At 44.1% G+C, this 15411-nt stretch carries 15 protein-coding genes; all 15 read left to right on the top strand.

Annotated features, from left to right (window positions below; genetic code table 11):
• Positions 1-867: a glucose-1-phosphate thymidylyltransferase RfbA gene (gene rfbA, locus PG900_RS12545; RefSeq protein WP_201964365.1), complete on the top strand. Its 867-nt coding sequence runs from the start codon at positions 1-3 to the stop codon at positions 865-867.
• Between the two features lie 3 nt (positions 868-870).
• Positions 871-1275 (top strand): sugar 3,4-ketoisomerase, encoded by a 405-nt coding sequence (locus tag PG900_RS12540; RefSeq protein ID WP_270831547.1) that lies wholly within the window; start codon positions 871-873, stop codon positions 1273-1275.
• A 3-nt stretch (positions 1276-1278) separates the two neighbouring features.
• Entirely contained in the window at positions 1279-1740 is a 462-nt protein-coding gene (locus PG900_RS12535) for an acyltransferase (RefSeq protein ID WP_270831546.1), read from the top strand.
• Between the two features lies 1 nt (position 1741).
• Positions 1742-2845 carry a DegT/DnrJ/EryC1/StrS family aminotransferase gene (locus PG900_RS12530; RefSeq protein ID WP_270831545.1) on the top strand — a complete coding sequence of 368 codons (1104 nt, stop codon included), beginning with the start codon at positions 1742-1744 and terminating at the stop codon, positions 2843-2845.
• The gene (locus PG900_RS12525; protein WP_270831544.1) at positions 2842-4092 is read left to right on the top strand and encodes an O-antigen translocase; all 1251 of its coding nucleotides are present in this window, start codon (positions 2842-2844) and stop codon (positions 4090-4092) included. The genes PG900_RS12530 and PG900_RS12525 overlap by 4 nt, the downstream gene beginning before the upstream one ends.
• A 252-nt stretch (positions 4093-4344) precedes the next feature.
• Positions 4345-5283 (top strand): glycosyltransferase, encoded by a 939-nt coding sequence (locus tag PG900_RS12520; RefSeq protein ID WP_270831543.1) that lies wholly within the window; start codon positions 4345-4347, stop codon positions 5281-5283.
• Between the two features lie 167 nt (positions 5284-5450).
• On the top strand, positions 5451-6575 hold the full coding sequence (locus tag PG900_RS12515; RefSeq protein ID WP_270831542.1) for a hypothetical protein: 1125 nt from the start codon (positions 5451-5453) through the stop codon (positions 6573-6575).
• Between the two features lie 81 nt (positions 6576-6656).
• Positions 6657-7736, top strand: coding sequence for a glycosyltransferase (locus PG900_RS12510; protein WP_270831541.1), 1080 nt, complete (start codon positions 6657-6659; stop codon positions 7734-7736).
• Entirely contained in the window at positions 7733-8647 is a 915-nt protein-coding gene (locus tag PG900_RS12505) for an NAD-dependent epimerase/dehydratase family protein (RefSeq protein WP_270831540.1), read from the top strand. The genes PG900_RS12510 and PG900_RS12505 overlap by 4 nt, the downstream gene beginning before the upstream one ends.
• Before the next feature lie 129 nt (positions 8648-8776).
• Entirely contained in the window at positions 8777-9520 is a 744-nt protein-coding gene (locus tag PG900_RS12500; RefSeq protein ID WP_270831539.1) for a glycosyltransferase family 2 protein, read from the top strand.
• A gap of 126 nt (positions 9521-9646) precedes the next feature.
• Complete coding sequence (locus PG900_RS12495; protein ID WP_270831538.1) at positions 9647-10918, top strand: sugar transferase; 1272 nt, start codon at positions 9647-9649, stop codon at positions 10916-10918.
• A 5-nt stretch (positions 10919-10923) separates the two neighbouring features.
• Positions 10924-11847, top strand: coding sequence for a dTDP-4-dehydrorhamnose reductase (gene rfbD / locus PG900_RS12490; protein WP_270831537.1), 924 nt, complete (start codon positions 10924-10926; stop codon positions 11845-11847).
• Complete coding sequence (rfbC, locus tag PG900_RS12485) at positions 11844-12383, top strand: dTDP-4-dehydrorhamnose 3,5-epimerase (protein WP_270831536.1); 540 nt, start codon at positions 11844-11846, stop codon at positions 12381-12383. Before rfbD ends, rfbC begins: the two co-directional genes overlap by 4 nt.
• Before the next feature lie 19 nt (positions 12384-12402).
• The gene (locus PG900_RS12480) at positions 12403-13488 is read left to right on the top strand and encodes an LPS O-antigen chain length determinant protein WzzB (protein ID WP_270831535.1); all 1086 of its coding nucleotides are present in this window, start codon (positions 12403-12405) and stop codon (positions 13486-13488) included.
• Between the two features lie 110 nt (positions 13489-13598).
• Complete coding sequence (locus PG900_RS12475; RefSeq protein WP_270831534.1) at positions 13599-15314, top strand: PglL family O-oligosaccharyltransferase; 1716 nt, start codon at positions 13599-13601, stop codon at positions 15312-15314.
• Positions 15315-15411 lie beyond the last annotated feature (97 nt).

The following is a 15411-nucleotide window of genomic DNA, read 5'->3' as shown; positions in this document are numbered from 1 at the left end:
ATGAAAGGTATTATCTTGGCTGGTGGCTCCGGCACTCGCCTCTATCCCATTACCATGGGCGTTTCCAAGCAGTTACTGCCCGTTTATGACAAGCCCATGATCTATTATCCCTTATCGGTATTGATGCTGGCGGGGATCAGAGAAATATTGATTATCACCACTTCAGAAGATCAAGCAAGCTTCCAGCGCTTGCTAGGTGATGGCAGTCAGTTTGGTATTTCTCTGGAATATGCCATTCAGCCAAGCCCGGATGGATTGGCACAGGCCTTTATTATCGGTGAGGAATTTATCGGTCAGGAGCCAGTCTGTCTTATTCTCGGTGATAACCTGTTTTGGGGGCAAGGATTTTCCCCGATGCTGCAAGCTGCGGCCAAAAAAGAGCAGGGGGCAACGGTTTTTGGCTACAAGGTACAGGATCCGGAACGTTTCGGTGTCGTTGAATTTGATGATAAACAGACAGTGCTTTCCATCGAAGAAAAGCCCAAGAGTCCGAAGTCACATTTTGCCGTGACCGGATTGTATTTCTATGACAATCAGGTGGTCGAGATAGCCAAGCAGGTACAACCATCGGAACGGGGTGAATTGGAAATTACCAGTATCAACCAAGCCTATCTTGAACGTGGACAGCTAGATGTAGAGCTGCTGGGGCGAGGTTTTGCGTGGCTGGACAGCGGCACTCATGAGAGCCTGTTGGAAGCATCCAACTTTGTAGAAACCATAGAAGCTCGACAGGGATTCAAGATCGCCTGTTTGGAAGAGATCGCTTGGCGTAATGGCTGGTTAGATAATGATGCTGTTTTAAAAACAGCAAAACTAATGGCTAAAAATTGCTATGGCCAATATCTTTTTGATCTAATGAGGGATTAAATTATGGCTCTGGCTAATTTAATTCATCTCCCAGTATTAGGTGATGATCGCGGATCGTTGATCGCTCTTGAGGGAAATAAAAACATTCCTTTTGATATCAAACGAATATACTATATTTACGGAACTAAAACTGGAGTGTCTCGCGGTTTCCATGCACACAAAGCCTTAAAACAGGTGGCTATTGCCGTTAGTGGTTCCTGCCGTTTTATATTGGATGATGGTATTGAACGGGAAGATATATTACTAAATGATCCAGCACAAGGTCTGCTGATAGAGTCATTTATGTGGCGGGAAATGCATGATTTTTCTGATGACTGTGTACTGATGGTTTTGGCAAATCAATTATATGATGAAGATGATTATATCAGAAACTATGATGAATTTATTTCATTAACTAATGGATTATGATTTATGTATATTCATCCTCTTAGTGATGTTCAATCTTATCAGATTGGTGATGGTACAAAAGTGTGGCAATTTTCTGTGATATTGAAAAATGCCAAAATCGGATCCGAATGTAACATATGTGCACATACTCTTATTGAGAATGATGTGACAATTGGTGATAGAGTTACTGTAAAATCTGGAGTTTATATTTGGGACGGTACGACGATCGAGAACGATGTCTTTATTGGGCCTTGTGCTGTATTCACGAATGATAAAATGCCTCGTTCAAAAGTATACCCTGAGCAATTTTCCCGTATTCATATAAAACAGAATGCATCTATAGGGGCAAATGCTACTCTGCTGCCGGGAGTTACCATCGGTGCTTTTGCCATGGTCGGTGCTGGTGCGGTTGTGACAAGAGATGTCCCTGATTATTCCGTTGTTGTTGGAAATCCTGCCAAAATAATTAAATATATAGAGAAATAAGATGATTGAATTTTTGAGTTTGAAATCTGTGAATGCACAATATCAGCAAGAGTTGAAAGATGCCTGTGCGCGAGTGATTGACTCTGGTTGGTATATTATGGGCAACGAGCTTACTCAGTTTGAAGCTGAGTTTTCCGCTTATTGTGGCACTAAACATGTCATAGGTGTCGCTAATGGCCTAGATGCACTGATTTTGGTGCTACGCGCTTGGAAAGAGCTTGGCAAGCTCAAGGCGGGTGATGAAGTCATTGTTCAGGCGAATACCTATATTGCCTCCGTGTTAGCTATCACCGAAAACGATCTGGTGCCGGTACTGGTTGAGCCCAATGCGGATACCTATAACCTCGATCCTGCACTGGTTCGCGCAGCCATAACCTCCCATACCAAGGCAATTTTGCCGGTGCATCTCTATGGCCAGCTTTCCCCCATGCCAGAGTTGATGGCCATTGCCAAAGAGCATGACTTGTTGGTGCTCGAAGATTGCGCCCAGGCCCACGGAGCGGAAATTAATGGCAAGCGTGCCGGTAATTGGGGCGATGCAGCCGGTTTTAGCTTCTATCCTGGTAAAAACCTGGGTGCACTTGGCGATGCCGGAGCGGTCACCACTAATAATGACGAACTAGCCCAAACGCTGAAAGCGCTGCGCAATTACGGCTCCCACAAAAAGTATGAAAACCTCTATCAAGGGGTAAATAGCCGTCTGGATGAGATCCAGGCCGCGATGATGCGAGTTAAATTGCCTTTTCTGGAGAAGGAAACGGCGCGTCGTCAGGAGATAGCCCGGCTTTATCGCGCTGGGATCAGTAATCCGTTGGTGACATTGCCCCAAGTTGAAACGGAAAGTGCCCATGTCTGGCATCTGTTTGTGGTGCGCTCTGAGGCTCGCAAACCCTTGCAGCAGTGGTTGACCGGGCAAGGCATTCAGACGTTGATCCACTATCCTATCCCCCCTCATAAGCAGCAAGCTTATCCGCAATTCCGGGATTGTCAGTTGCCACTGACTGAGAAAATTCATCAGCAGGTACTCTCGCTACCCATGGACCCGACCATGAGTGACGAGGCTGTGGCAAAGGTGATTGATGCTGTAAACGGCTTTAAGGTATGAAGCGTCTGCTTAAAGTGACGGCCATGACTGGGCTGTTGACACTACTCAGGATGATGATGGGCTTTGTTATTGCCAAGGTGGTGGCCATTTATACCGGCCCCACCGGCATGGCAATGTTGGGCCAAGTCCAGAGTATGGTGACCAGCCTTAATGGCATTATCAATGCGCCGGTGGGGAGTGGCATTGTTCGCTATACGGCAGAAAAACAAGGTGAGGGATTTGATGCTTGTGCACCTTGGTGGCGAGCATCGCTGCAATGGGTATTGATTATTTCGGCAATTACCATCCCAACGGGATTATTGCTAGCTGACCATATCGCGGTCTGGCTATTTCAAGATACAACCCTTGCCTGGATCGTAATGGTCACCGTGGCGGTGTTGCCACTTTCAGCAATAGGTACGCTGTGCAATTCGGTGATCAATGGTCAGCAAAAGTATCGCCGCTATGTTAGTCTCGGGATGTTATCAGTCCTGATCTCTGGCACTGTCATGTTGACCATGATCATCCAGGCCAATATCAAAGGTGCCTTGTTAGCAATGTCGGTACAGAGCGCCTTAATTGGTGTGATAATGTTGGTTGCTAATCTTCATCAACCTTGGTTTAAATTATGCTATTGGTGGGGTAGTACTGATAAGCAAGCTAGAAAAGATATTGGTGGTTATGTCTTGATGGCTATTACCACAGCTTTAACAATACCCACCTCATTGATCTTAGTGAGAAATATTTTGATTGAACAAGTTGGGTGGGAGGCTGCAGGGCAATGGCAGGCTGTATGGAAAATATCTGAAGTTTATCTTGGGGTAATTACCATGGCTTTAGGCACCTATTATTTACCACGCCTCTCATCATTAGTCGGTGTCGATGCTATAGTCAATGAAATTCACAGAACTGCTTGTGTGGTATTGCCAATAGTTGTTATTTTAGCACTGAGTATTTATTTTCTACGTGACATTGCCATTTGGTTGCTTTTTACCGATAAATTTAGTTCTGCTCGAGAGCTATTTGCTATTCAGTTATGTGGTGATATTATTAAAATTGCAAGTTGGTTATATGCCTATCCTATGTTATCCCGTGGAGCAACTAAGTGGTTTATGGCTACAGAAATACTGTCGTCTGTTTTTTTCGTTGTTTTAACCTATTTATTTGTTAGTTACATAGGGATAAAGGGGGTAACCTTTTCGTACTTAGTTAGCTACTTTATTTATTTTTTAAGTGTTTTCTTTAGTGTCAAAAAGTTCTCTTGCTAATTACTCGTCATATGATGAATGTTATATTTGTGTGGATTTTATCCAGCAGATGCGTAGATAATATCGATAGCAAAATCAAGTTAAATCTGCCCAAGCATAAACATTTATAGATTTCAATAGAATAAATTGCTGGATGAATAGTTATTTCATGAATTAGAGTTCTCCTTTCTGATAATAGCTATTTGACTAAAAACATCATGCACAAAATAAGAGTCTTAACGTAGTAAAAAAGTATGTTATTTTGAGGTGTCCATGTTGGAAATGGAAGAGCTAGTTACGGTTGCTGTAATTTCTTATAATTCAGAACAAACAATAATAGAAACATTAAATAGCATAAATCATCAAACATACAATAAAAAGAGTATTGAAATAATAATTTCCGATGATGGTTCGAGTGATAATACTTTATCTATTTCTGAAGAATGGAAAAAAATACATGTTGAGAAGTTTTATGCTATCAGAATCGTTTCTCATAATAAAAATAAAGGGGTTACTGCTAACTGTAATCAAGCATGGAAATTAGCTACTGGTTCTTGGATAAAAACCATCGCGGCAGATGATTTGCTACTGCCAGATTGCATAGCGCTTAACATTAATTATTCCTTGTATCACCCTGATACAAATGTCTTGTTCTCTAATATGATCTCATTCAATCAATTAGGTCAAGAAGAAACTATAAAACATGACTTAGATAAAATGCTATGTTCACGAGAGAGACAATATATAAATATATTAACTGAATGCTACCTGTTTGCTCCAACTAGTTTCATAAAGAAAAAAGCAATTATTGATATTGGGTACGGTGATGAAGCCTATCCCATGATAGAGGATTACCCGCTCTGGCTTAAATTTTTAACTAAAGGGTATAAATTAGACTATCTAAACAAAGAAACTGTGCGATATCGGAAAGGTGATACATTATCTCAACAAGAGACTAAAATAGGAAATATTATATATTTTAAATCTCTGTACTCTTTCCAGAAAGAAAAAATTTGGCCTCTATTACCATCGATGTTGTTGTTCAAAAAGTGGGATGACAGTGTGCTATTTTACCAACGTGTTTTGTGGATAAAATTATTTGGTAATAAAATAAATGTTCCTTATTATATATATAATAAATCATTGTTTCTTATTCGCCCTTATAGAGTTTATAAGTATATAAATAGTGCAATAAAAAAGGCCAGACTATGAACCTTAGTCTTATAATTATATGTTTTTTTTTAATTGTTACAATTTTCGCTAATCATAGACTACGAATTTTTAGTTTTAAACCTACAATATTAGGTGCAATTCTCTTACTTTCACTCTTTATTCAAATAGTTCCTGGTACGATATTGGTTTCTTACTTTGATTACCCAATGGCTTTCGGAGTTGATACTGCTATAACAGTGGAAAGTAAAACCAATACATTTGTTTATACATTCACATCAATTACAATTTTACTTCTTATTGTTAGCCTTCTTTCTTATATTTTCAATTTTGACATTGATGTCGAGAGGTTGGAAACCAATCATCTTCATACAAAAATGATCACCTTCTTTTCATTTATTGTGATCTCTGTAAAGATAGCATCTGTAGGTAATATTCCTTTCTTGATGGCAGTTAATGGAGATTCTGTTGGCGCAGCTTTACTCAAAGCTAAAATATTAAAGAACGAGGTTGGATTTGGAGGCCTATTTATTGGTTATGTTTTTGTTTATTTTCCATATGTTTCTTTAATTTACTCTTATTGTCATAAGAGTAAATATGCTCATGGAAAGTTATTATTCAGAATTAATTTACTGCTAATAACAATCTATAGTATTTATGACATGCAAAAATCAAAGTTCGTTGTTGTATTATTTATATTGTTTGTTCTTTATCTTAGACTAGCCAAAAAAGTAAATTACTCCATAGTGGTAATAACCCCCATAATAAGTTTGTTATTGCTTTCCGCATTCTTTATATTATTACATAATACGCCAGTTAGTGGTGTTTTGGACTCTGTGTTGGCCCGGTTGTTTATAGGTCAAACGGAAGGGTCATTTATGATTTACCAAGCGTTAACCCCCGATATCGAGCGCATTGCTTATGGTATGCCATTAGCTAGTTTTTTTGGTGTTCATGCAGTGGATCCTGCGGCGGAAATTATAACAATATTCTTTCCTACGGCAGGTGATGCATGGGTTAACTCGAACAGCTATTTTCAGGCTCATGCTTGGTCAATTTTCGGTGATATATCGTTAATTATTGGGCCGTTAGTTGTGGCATTTAATATATTGGGGCTCTGTATCATCAAAAAACTCTTTAGTAAATTAGACAGAGCATATACAAGCTGTGTATATATTGTGATTATATTAACTCTACCAATAGTAAACGATTTCTCCTATTTCCTTTTCTTTAAATCATGGTTCTGCATCATAGTTTTAATGACTTTTTATGTATTCACAATTAAGGTCGTTGAAATTTATGGTAAAGCCATAAAAAATAAATCACAAAGATAACTACCCTGCTCGTCATTTAATTTTCTACTATAAAATTTTGGTCATTGCGTCAGTGAACTTTATAAATGTTTGGTAACTCTTATGAAAGTACTACATGTAGTTGGAAACAGAATAGAATCATCTAATGGAATAGGACGGCTATTACCAGAGATGATTTCTATGCAAAATAAATATAGTGACATGCTGGAATCCTCGCTTTATTGTATTAATGATAGTTTTACGACTGAAGATTTCCGGGTCATCTCAGAAGGTGATATGTCGGATGATGTGCTAGATGGTTTTGATTTGTTTGTCTTTCATGGTCTTTATTTTTATAGATATATAAGATTAGCCAAGAAAATCCTATCTAAAGGAAAGCGGTATTTCGTTAAGCCACATTCTAGTTTAGTAATTGATGCACAGAAGAAGTCTCGTCTGAAGAAGGCGTTAGCAAACATGTTATTTTTTAAGAAGTTTGTCAATCATGCTGATGCGGTTATCTTCACTAATGAGGATGAAGCAAGAAACTCTATTCAATGGAATTTAAATATTCTATATGAGGTTAATGGCATTGCGAGTATTCAGAAAGATAATACAAAGAAGAGGTGTAAAATAAAACCCTATAAATTAGTGTATCTTTCGCGAATTGATTTCTCTCACAAGGGTACCGATATTCTTTTAGATGCTCTGCATCTACTGAAGTATGATAAAAAAATAAGTGATATACATTTATCTTTTTACGGTAAGGGGTCTGAAGATGAAGAGACTATGCTTATTAACAGAATAAAAGAACTTGATCTACCTGGCGTGTCGTTTAAAGGCGCTATATATGGTCAAGAAAAAAATGATATGTTTAGTGAAAAAGATGTTTTTATTTTAACATCGCGCTATGAGGGGTTTCCAATGGCGGTGCTCGAGGCGCTAGATTCAGGTTTGCCATGCCTTGTGACCAAGGGGGTTAATATGACAAATATAATTGAGAGATATCAAGTGGGGTGGGAATGTGAGACTAATCCAGCTGATGTTGCAAACTTAATTTATTCTGTATTAGAAACAGATGAACTGATAATTAATAATATGTCTGAACATGCCAGAAAATATGTGCTTGAAAAGCATGATTGGCCCTCTCTGGTGAAGTATTCTGAATCAATCTACTCGGGTGCAGACAAGAGGCTCATGTGAAGAATAAAGTATTAATATTGGGAGGTTCAGGGTTTATTGGGGTAAACCTGATTGAGAATTTCTTAAGTAATAATCATGAGGTGTTTGTTTATGGCAGAAATAAACCAGCTATTACATGCCATTCAAATGACTTTCATTTTTTCGAAGCTGAGATGTCTGATTTTGAAAAGCATAAGGATTATCTAAAAAGTCTAAAAATTGATACTGCAATATACCTTATAAATACTTTTCCTGTAAATTCAAAGACATTGGAGTATAGCTCTTTACTCGAGAAAAATAAAAATTTTATCTCAGAGTTGATTGATATCGCTGGGAGATTCATTTTCTTCTCTTCTGGTGGAAGGGTTTATAAGAGTAGCGAACAACCACATCATGAAAATGAAAAACTGGCTGCTATATGTGACTATGGGAAAAGTAAAATTGAGTTAGAGCATTTCGTCATTACAGAATCTGATTTAAAGGATAAGCCATTTTTAATTGTAAGGCCTTCTAATCCTTATGGTCCATATCAGTCGTTAGCTGGAGGGCAAGGTTTAATCGCCACCCTTATTGGTCGTATCTTGTCAAAAGAGAATATTGATATATGGGGGACTGGATATGAGGTAAGAGATTATATTTATATAAAAGATCTTGTCGATATTTTTTATGATTTATATAAATTAAAAACCCCGAGGTATAATATTTACAACATTGGTTCCGGTATTGGTGTTTCAACGTTGGCTATATTAGATGTAGTTAGAGAACAACTTGCGATCAGTGATGTAGATGTTAGATATTTGCCAAATGATATAATTAAATCGAATATACTTTGTAACAATAGATTGTTTGAGGAATTTGGGACTATTAATTACACCTGTTTGACATCAGGTGTTTCACAATTTATTAGGTGGCTAGAAAGACGCAACATATAGTATGGTTTCCATGATGACTTTATAATTGCAACTGATAGTGATTTTTTAATCCTTTTTCATGCCTACCTTATTTATATCTGAGTTATAATGGATAGTTATTAATATAAATGGGAGCTTTTGGTGACGACTATGTATCGTGAAGTATTTTCGATAATAATGCCATGTTACAATGCAGAAGCCTATATATGCTCTAGTATCAAGTCAGTGATTTGCCAGACCTATCCACATTGGTGTCTTTATATAATCGATGACTGTTCAAATGATGATTCTTATAAGATTATCCACGAAGTTGTAGATTCTGAACCTCGTATTAAATATATTAGGCTACAAGAAAACAGTGGCGTTGCTGCAGCCAGAAATGTCGGTATTAAGGCAGCCAATGGTAAGTATATATCTTTTTTAGATAGTGATGATTTATGGGCGGCTTATAAGCTGGAGAGACAATTCGCAGTTTTAGAAACTGGTTATGATATTGTATGTAGCAATTATAAAGTGTTTTCTACCGCCAATAATGATGAGAAGTTTCCTGATAGGGTATTTCCTGAAAGATTTGGTTACAATGATATGCTGTATGGGAACAAAATTGGCAACCTAACCGGCGTTTATAATCGCATTAATCTTGGCAAGGTTTACCAAGAGAAAATAGGGCATGAGGATTATATCATGTGGCTCGATCTCATTAAAATAGCAAAGCATGCGTATTGTATTCAAGATTCACTGGCTTATTATCGCTTGTCTCATGGCACCCTATCTAGCAATAAGTGGAAAGCAAGTAGATGGCAATGGAATATATACAGGCATCATCTCGGTTTTGGTATAATTAGAAGTTCCCTATATTGGATTTGTTATGCCTATAATGCACTTAGGCGATAGGGCTAGTGTTTTTATTAATATTTATTATAGGGGGTTAATATGGAGGGTGCTGAAATTTATAATGAGACATTATAGTACTATCAAATGGTATATAACTTCCATAAGTGCATGATTCAGAGGTTTCAATTGAGATATCAACGCCGTCACTCACGCTGGTATGAACGTGTTTTATTCAGCCCCCCATCCTTGTTCATTCTTGGAGCCTTGCTCGCTGTGTGCCTTCCGGCCATCGAGCGCTGGGGCTGGAATTTTTGGGAAGGACTCGATGCAGTCAGAGTCAACACTTTGGCAGGGGCCTTTGTTGCCTTCCTGTTGACCGGGGTAGTGCTCCACCGCTTCTTGCGATATCCAGGAACCAGTCCGGTTGCCTATATGATCCCCACTGTAACGACCCTGTATGGAGTATTGGTGGGGGGACTTTTCTTCCTGCGCTTGCCTTACAGCAGACAGGTGTTGTTCGAGTCGTATGCGGTTGCCCTGCTCTGCTGCTGGCTGGTCTACTTCATTGGCCGCCGCTACCGTACCCCCAAATATGCCTTGTTGCCTTTTGGTAATTACCAGGCTCTGACCAATCACTCCAGCGTACAATGGCGCTTGTTGGATAAGCCTGACTTGGGCGTCGTGCGCTATGATGCCGTGGTGGCAGACCTTAGGGATGAGAACTTGGCAGGGGAGTGGGAGCGTTTTCTCGCCCGCTGTGCTTTGGCGCATATTCCCGTCTATCACATCAAGCAAATCAGCGAGACCCTTACCGGCCGGGTAAAGATAGATCATCTCCATGAGAATCAGCTTGGCTCTCTACTGCCATCCCCTGTGTATGACTTTATCAAGCGGGGTATGGATATACTGGCAGCCGTGATCGCAATCCCGTTGTTCTTGCCGCTGATGCTGGTGACGGCCATCTTGATAAAGCTGGAGAGTCCGGGCACTGTGATGTTCTTGCAAAACCGGGTCGGTAAGGGTAATAAGGATTTTTGTATCTATAAGTTCCGCAGCATGTGCAAGGATTCGGAAACGGCTGGTGCTCAGTTTGCCCAAGCGGGGGATATGCGTGTCACCCGGGTGGGTAAGGTTATCCGCAAGCTGCGTATCGATGAGCTACCCCAGTTTTTCAACGTGCTGAAAGGTGACATGAGCCTGATCGGGCCAAGGCCAGAGCAACGTACCTTCGTCGATCAGTTTGAACGTGAGATCCCCTTCTATATGTACCGCCATATTGTGCGACCAGGGATCAGTGGTTGGGCGCAGGTGGTGCACGGTTATGCCGCTGATGCTGATGATACCCGGATTAAGATTGAGCATGATTTCTACTACATCAAGCACTTCTCGCTCTGGCTTGATGTACTCATTGTCTTCAAGACCATCCGCACCATCCTGACTGGTTTTGGGGCTCGCTGATCGTCATGCAATTACTTCTGTTAGGGGGGGGCGGCCAATTAGGGCAAGCCCTTTTCTGCTCAGTGTCATCTAAAAGTGAGGGTTGGCACATCACTGCGCCAAGGCAGAAAGAGTGCGACCTTGGTGTTCATGCTGCGTTATTGGAAGTTATTGTTCGGGCACAGCCTGATGTGATCATCAACGCCGCAGCCTATACCCAGGTCGATCAAGCTCAGGTTGTCCCAGAGCTGGCTTATCGGGTTAACACCCAAGCGGTGGCTAAATTGGCGGATGCCGCAAAACGGGTCGGGGCCTTGTTGGTGCATTTTTCCACTGATTATGTCTTCGACGGCAGCGGTGACCGGTCCTGGCGGGAGGAGGATAAACCGGCCCCCCTCAATGTTTACGGATTGAGCAAGTGGCAAGGGGAACAGGCAATCTTAGCCAGTGGTTGCCGCCATCTAATATTTCGAACCAGCTGGTTGCACAGCCCTTATCGACAGAACTTTTTGAAAACCATGTTGCGGTTGGGAGGCGAGCGTTCCTCTCTTTCCGTGGTATGTGATCAAGTTGGCTCCCCCACTTCTGCCGCTATGTTGGCCGAGGCGACCCTGATTGCTATTAGAGCGGCTCTTTTGAATCCTTTGCTGGGTGGGCTCTATCATGTGGTTGCGGCTGGGGAGGTGAGCTGGTATGACTACGCCAGCTTTATTTTTAAGGAAGGCTGCGCGTTGGGGTTGCTGGAGAGAATACCCACTCTTATTCCAGTAAACAGCGACCATTATACCAGCCCTGTGCGTCGGCCATTAAATTCACGGCTCGATACTCACTTATTTAGCCAGGCCTTTGGTTTTCATTTTTCTCCCTGGCAGGTGGGGGTAATAGAAACCCTTCGGCAGCTTACTACTGCACAACAATTTAATTTAAATAATGTAAAAATAATAGAATGAAATTTGAAGGCCTTTCTATTTTTGATGTGAAGTTAATTCGCCATGCCATTCATAAAGATGCGCGCGGTGAGTTGGTGGAGTTATTTCGTTACAGCGATTTTGTAGACCACTGCGGTGATTTTACCTTTGTGCAGGACAATCTAAGCCGCTCCCGTCAGGGGACGCTGCGCGGGCTACATTATCAGGTTGAGCGGTCACAGGGAAAATTGGTGCAAGTTATTTCTGGCACTATCTTCGATGTGGCAGTCGATCTGCGGGAGGGGAGCGCTACTTATGGGCAGTGGGTCGGGCAGCAGCTCAGCAGTGATATGCCCATGTCGCTCTGGATCCCCCCTGGCTTTGGGCATGGTTTTTATGTGCAAAGCGAGATGGCAACAGTGTTCTATAAATGCACTGACTATTACCGCCCGGAATTTGAGCGGGCCATAAACTGGGCCGATCCTGCTCTGGCTATTAGCTGGCCTCTAATGGAAAATACGCCTCCGATCTTGTCTGACAAAGATCGTCAGGCACCTTTTATTGCTTCTCTGAACTGATTAGGAAACGATAGTCGTCATGACCAATAAAGACATAACTTCGAGATCTGATTCTCATCTGCCGCAAGAGTGGTATGCCGCTTCTGACGAAATAGACCTGCGTGACTTGGCGCTGGTGTTGTGGAAGCAGAAAGGATTGATTTTAACTATTACTTGCTTTTTTGCTGCTCTAGGTATTGCTTATGCCCTATTGGCTCGTCAGGTTTGGACCAGTCAAGCGTTGGTGAGTGAGCCGACGGTGACTCAAGTTGCCAACCTGCAACTCCGTCTCGAGCAATTCCGTTCGGCTACCAGCCCTGAAGGGATAGATTTCACCACATTACAGCGCCCAGCCCTGTACCAGGGATTTATCACTGCCTTTAATGCCATGAACAATAAGAGGCTCTTCCTTACCCAAGAGGGCATCTTTGCCGAAGAGATGAAGCTGGCCGGAGTGGCGGATCGCCGCAGTGAACAGGCATTGATGTACAAATTGGCCGAGGGGATTTCTGCCAAAGAGCTTAGTAAAACCAGCACTGATATGACCTTGAGTTTTGCTGCTGAAACGGCCGAAGAGGCGAAAAATAGGCTGGTAAAGTATATCAATTTCATCCAGAAGAAGCAGATTGACAGCAAAAATGCAGAGCTTAAATCTATCTGGCAAAACCGTGTTGCAACATTGACAACTCAATATGCGAATATCAAAGCGGATACAATTCAGGACCGATTGAGTATGATGCGTCGTACCCAATACAGCCTGAGGATCAGCGAGGCGGCCGGTGTCGAGAAACCACTTGAAAACATCAATTCTCAAGAGACTTTCAATATCGAACTCGGCAGCCAGGCCTTGGCAGAAAAGTTGAAGATCCTTGAAGAGATAAAAGATCCCGAACTGCTCAACCCAGCGTTGGGAAAAATCCGTCTTCAGCTTGGTAGTTTGAAGGCACTGGATCTCAAAGACGTGCCCTTTGAATCGTTCTATGCCGTGGATTCTCCCGAAGAGCCGGTGAGCCGCGACAAACCCAAGCGCCCTCTGGTGGTCGTGCTGGCTACCTTGCTTGGTGGTATGTTGGGGGTCGGTGTGGTTCTAGTAAGGCATGCTTTTCGTCGGCCAGAGCAGGTATGATGACCAAATTAAGTAAGGAACGGGGGGCTATGGCCCCCCTTTTTTTCAGTATCTTCGTCACGCCGCTGATCTATGAGTACGCCTCAACAACATAAAGGGGAGCAAGGAAGATGAGTAATAAGGGTCTCTTTGCTGCCGTCTGCGCTCTGTACTGGCTGCTGGGCATGCACTTTTTCATGCACAACCCCGGTGGGGCCGGGCTCTATCTGCCGTTCAATGCCTGGGGCTGGATCTTCGCCAGCCTGGTCATCGGTCTGGGGCTGTGGCAGGTGACGCTGCAGCAGCGGCTGGTGTTCTCCTCTTTGCAGGGCTGGCTCTGGCTGGGGGCGTTGCTGCTGCTGCTGCCCATGGCCTATCCCGGCTTTGACCTGAAAGACTACGCCATTCCCCGTTTGCTGGGGCTGTTTGCCGGTCTGCTGTTTCTCTTCTGTCTCTATCAGTGGCAGCTGGTGCGGGCGTCTCGTGACCGGCTGCTCTATCTGCTGCTGGGCGCGGTGGCCATCGAAGCGCTGCTGGGCCTGGTGCAGTTCTACCTGCTGATCCCGGGTAACTGGCTGGGGTATGACACCCACACCAACCGCCCCTACGGCATCTTTCAACAGCCCAATGTGATGGCGACCTTCATGGCGACCGGGCTTATGCTGGCCAGCTGGCTGGAGCTGCGCGGTAATGCCAACCCCTGGCTCAAGGGGCTGCGCTATGGGGTGATCCTGGTGGCCAGTCTGCTGCTGGTGGCGCTGCAATCCCGGGTGGGGCAGTTGGGGGGCCTGCTGGCGCTGCTCTTGCTCGTGCCCGCATTGCATCGTCAGCGGCGGCTGGCGCAGGTACTGGGACTGGTTGCACTCGGGGTCGGGCTGGGGATCGCCTCCCAGTACGGGATCAGCGGTGTCAAACGTGGGCTGGAGGCTTATCAGTCTGGCGGCATGCGTTCCATCTACTGGCCCTATGCCGCCAAGCTGATTGCCCAGTCTCCCTGGGTTGGCTGGGGTTACGGCAGCTTTGAAACCACCTTTTTGCACCACTACATGGCCGACAAGGCGCTGAACCCGGCCATGGTACAGATTGAATACAACCTCGATCACCCCCACAACGAGTTCCTCTACTGGGCGGTGGAAGGGGGGCTGGCTCCCATGATCGGCATGGTGCTGATGGGCGGCGCTCTGTTGTGGCGCGTGAGCAAGGCCGGTTGGGTCAAGGGGGCGGCGCTGCTGGCGCTGGTGACCCCCATCCTGCTGCACACCCAGACAGAGTATCCGCTTTATCACGCCATCGCCCTGTGGTGGGCCCTGCTGCTGCTGGTGTATGTGCTGGATGCGGAAGTGGAGGAGGGGCTGCAAGCCTCGGGCCGTGCCAGCTGGCGCGAGTATGTCTATCGCCCCTGGCTGTTGTTGCGCTTCGTGGCCATCATCATTCCCTTGCTGGTGGTGCCCTTCATGCTGACCGCCATTCATACTGCCTGGGTGGTCACCAAGTACGAGCGCGGCGGCTACAAGGAACCGACCCTGCTACTCGATGTGGTCAATCCCATGGCCTGGTTGACCCGGGTCGAGTTTGACGTCAACTCGGTGCGGTTGATGGTGGGTTTACAGGCCAACAATCACGCAGAGCTGGAGGCATATCTCGACTGGGGTCAGGCGTTTGTGCGTCACACCCCGCGAGCCAACATCTACGCCAACATGGTGATCGCGCTGGATGCACTGGGACGAAAAGAGGAGGCCCTGGCACTGCGCCGCGAGGCGCTGGCGCTCTATCCGGGTGATCCCTTGCTGACTGGCTCGGCCGCCACCTCCGTGGCCACGGCGCTGGAGCGCAAACCCTCGACCTGATAGTGGCTGTCGAGGCCATGTGGGACCGGCAGGCTGCGCGATGTTTCATCAACTGCCCCATCGCCTCGCAAAAATGGCGGCCGCTGCTGGACGGCAG

It is taken from the genome of Aeromonas sp. QDB03, assembly GCF_027707985.1.
Classification (GTDB): Bacteria; Pseudomonadota; Gammaproteobacteria; order Enterobacterales; family Aeromonadaceae; genus Aeromonas; species Aeromonas hydrophila.
The sequence above is the reverse complement of the archived record's forward strand: the minus strand, read 5'-3'. Positions and strand labels throughout refer to the sequence as shown.

Bases quoted from the DNA above. Each gene is read 5' to 3' on its own strand.
- PG900_RS12515 (WP_270831542.1), top strand. From the start codon at position 5,451: ATGGCTTTCGGAGTTGATACTGCTATAACAGTGGAAAGTAAAACCAAT.
- PG900_RS12530 (WP_270831545.1), top strand. From the start codon at position 1,742: ATGATTGAATTTTTGAGTTTGAAATCTGTGAATGCACAATATCAGCAA.
- PG900_RS12525 (WP_270831544.1), top strand. From the start codon at position 2,842: ATGAAGCGTCTGCTTAAAGTGACGGCCATGACTGGGCTGTTGACACTA.
- rfbC (WP_270831536.1), top strand. From the start codon at position 11,844: ATGAAATTTGAAGGCCTTTCTATTTTTGATGTGAAGTTAATTCGCCAT.
- PG900_RS12500 (WP_270831539.1), top strand. From the start codon at position 8,777: ATGTATCGTGAAGTATTTTCGATAATAATGCCATGTTACAATGCAGAA.
- PG900_RS12510 (WP_270831541.1), top strand. From the start codon at position 6,657: ATGAAAGTACTACATGTAGTTGGAAACAGAATAGAATCATCTAATGGA.
- PG900_RS12475 (WP_270831534.1), top strand. From the start codon at position 13,599: ATGAGTAATAAGGGTCTCTTTGCTGCCGTCTGCGCTCTGTACTGGCTG.
- PG900_RS12520 (WP_270831543.1), top strand. From the start codon at position 4,345: ATGTTGGAAATGGAAGAGCTAGTTACGGTTGCTGTAATTTCTTATAAT.
- PG900_RS12535 (WP_270831546.1), top strand. From the start codon at position 1,279: ATGTATATTCATCCTCTTAGTGATGTTCAATCTTATCAGATTGGTGAT.
- PG900_RS12540 (WP_270831547.1), top strand. From the start codon at position 871: ATGGCTCTGGCTAATTTAATTCATCTCCCAGTATTAGGTGATGATCGC.
- PG900_RS12480 (WP_270831535.1), top strand. From the start codon at position 12,403: ATGACCAATAAAGACATAACTTCGAGATCTGATTCTCATCTGCCGCAA.
- rfbD (WP_270831537.1), top strand. From the start codon at position 10,924: ATGCAATTACTTCTGTTAGGGGGGGGCGGCCAATTAGGGCAAGCCCTT.
- rfbA (WP_201964365.1), top strand. From the start codon at position 1: ATGAAAGGTATTATCTTGGCTGGTGGCTCCGGCACTCGCCTCTATCCC.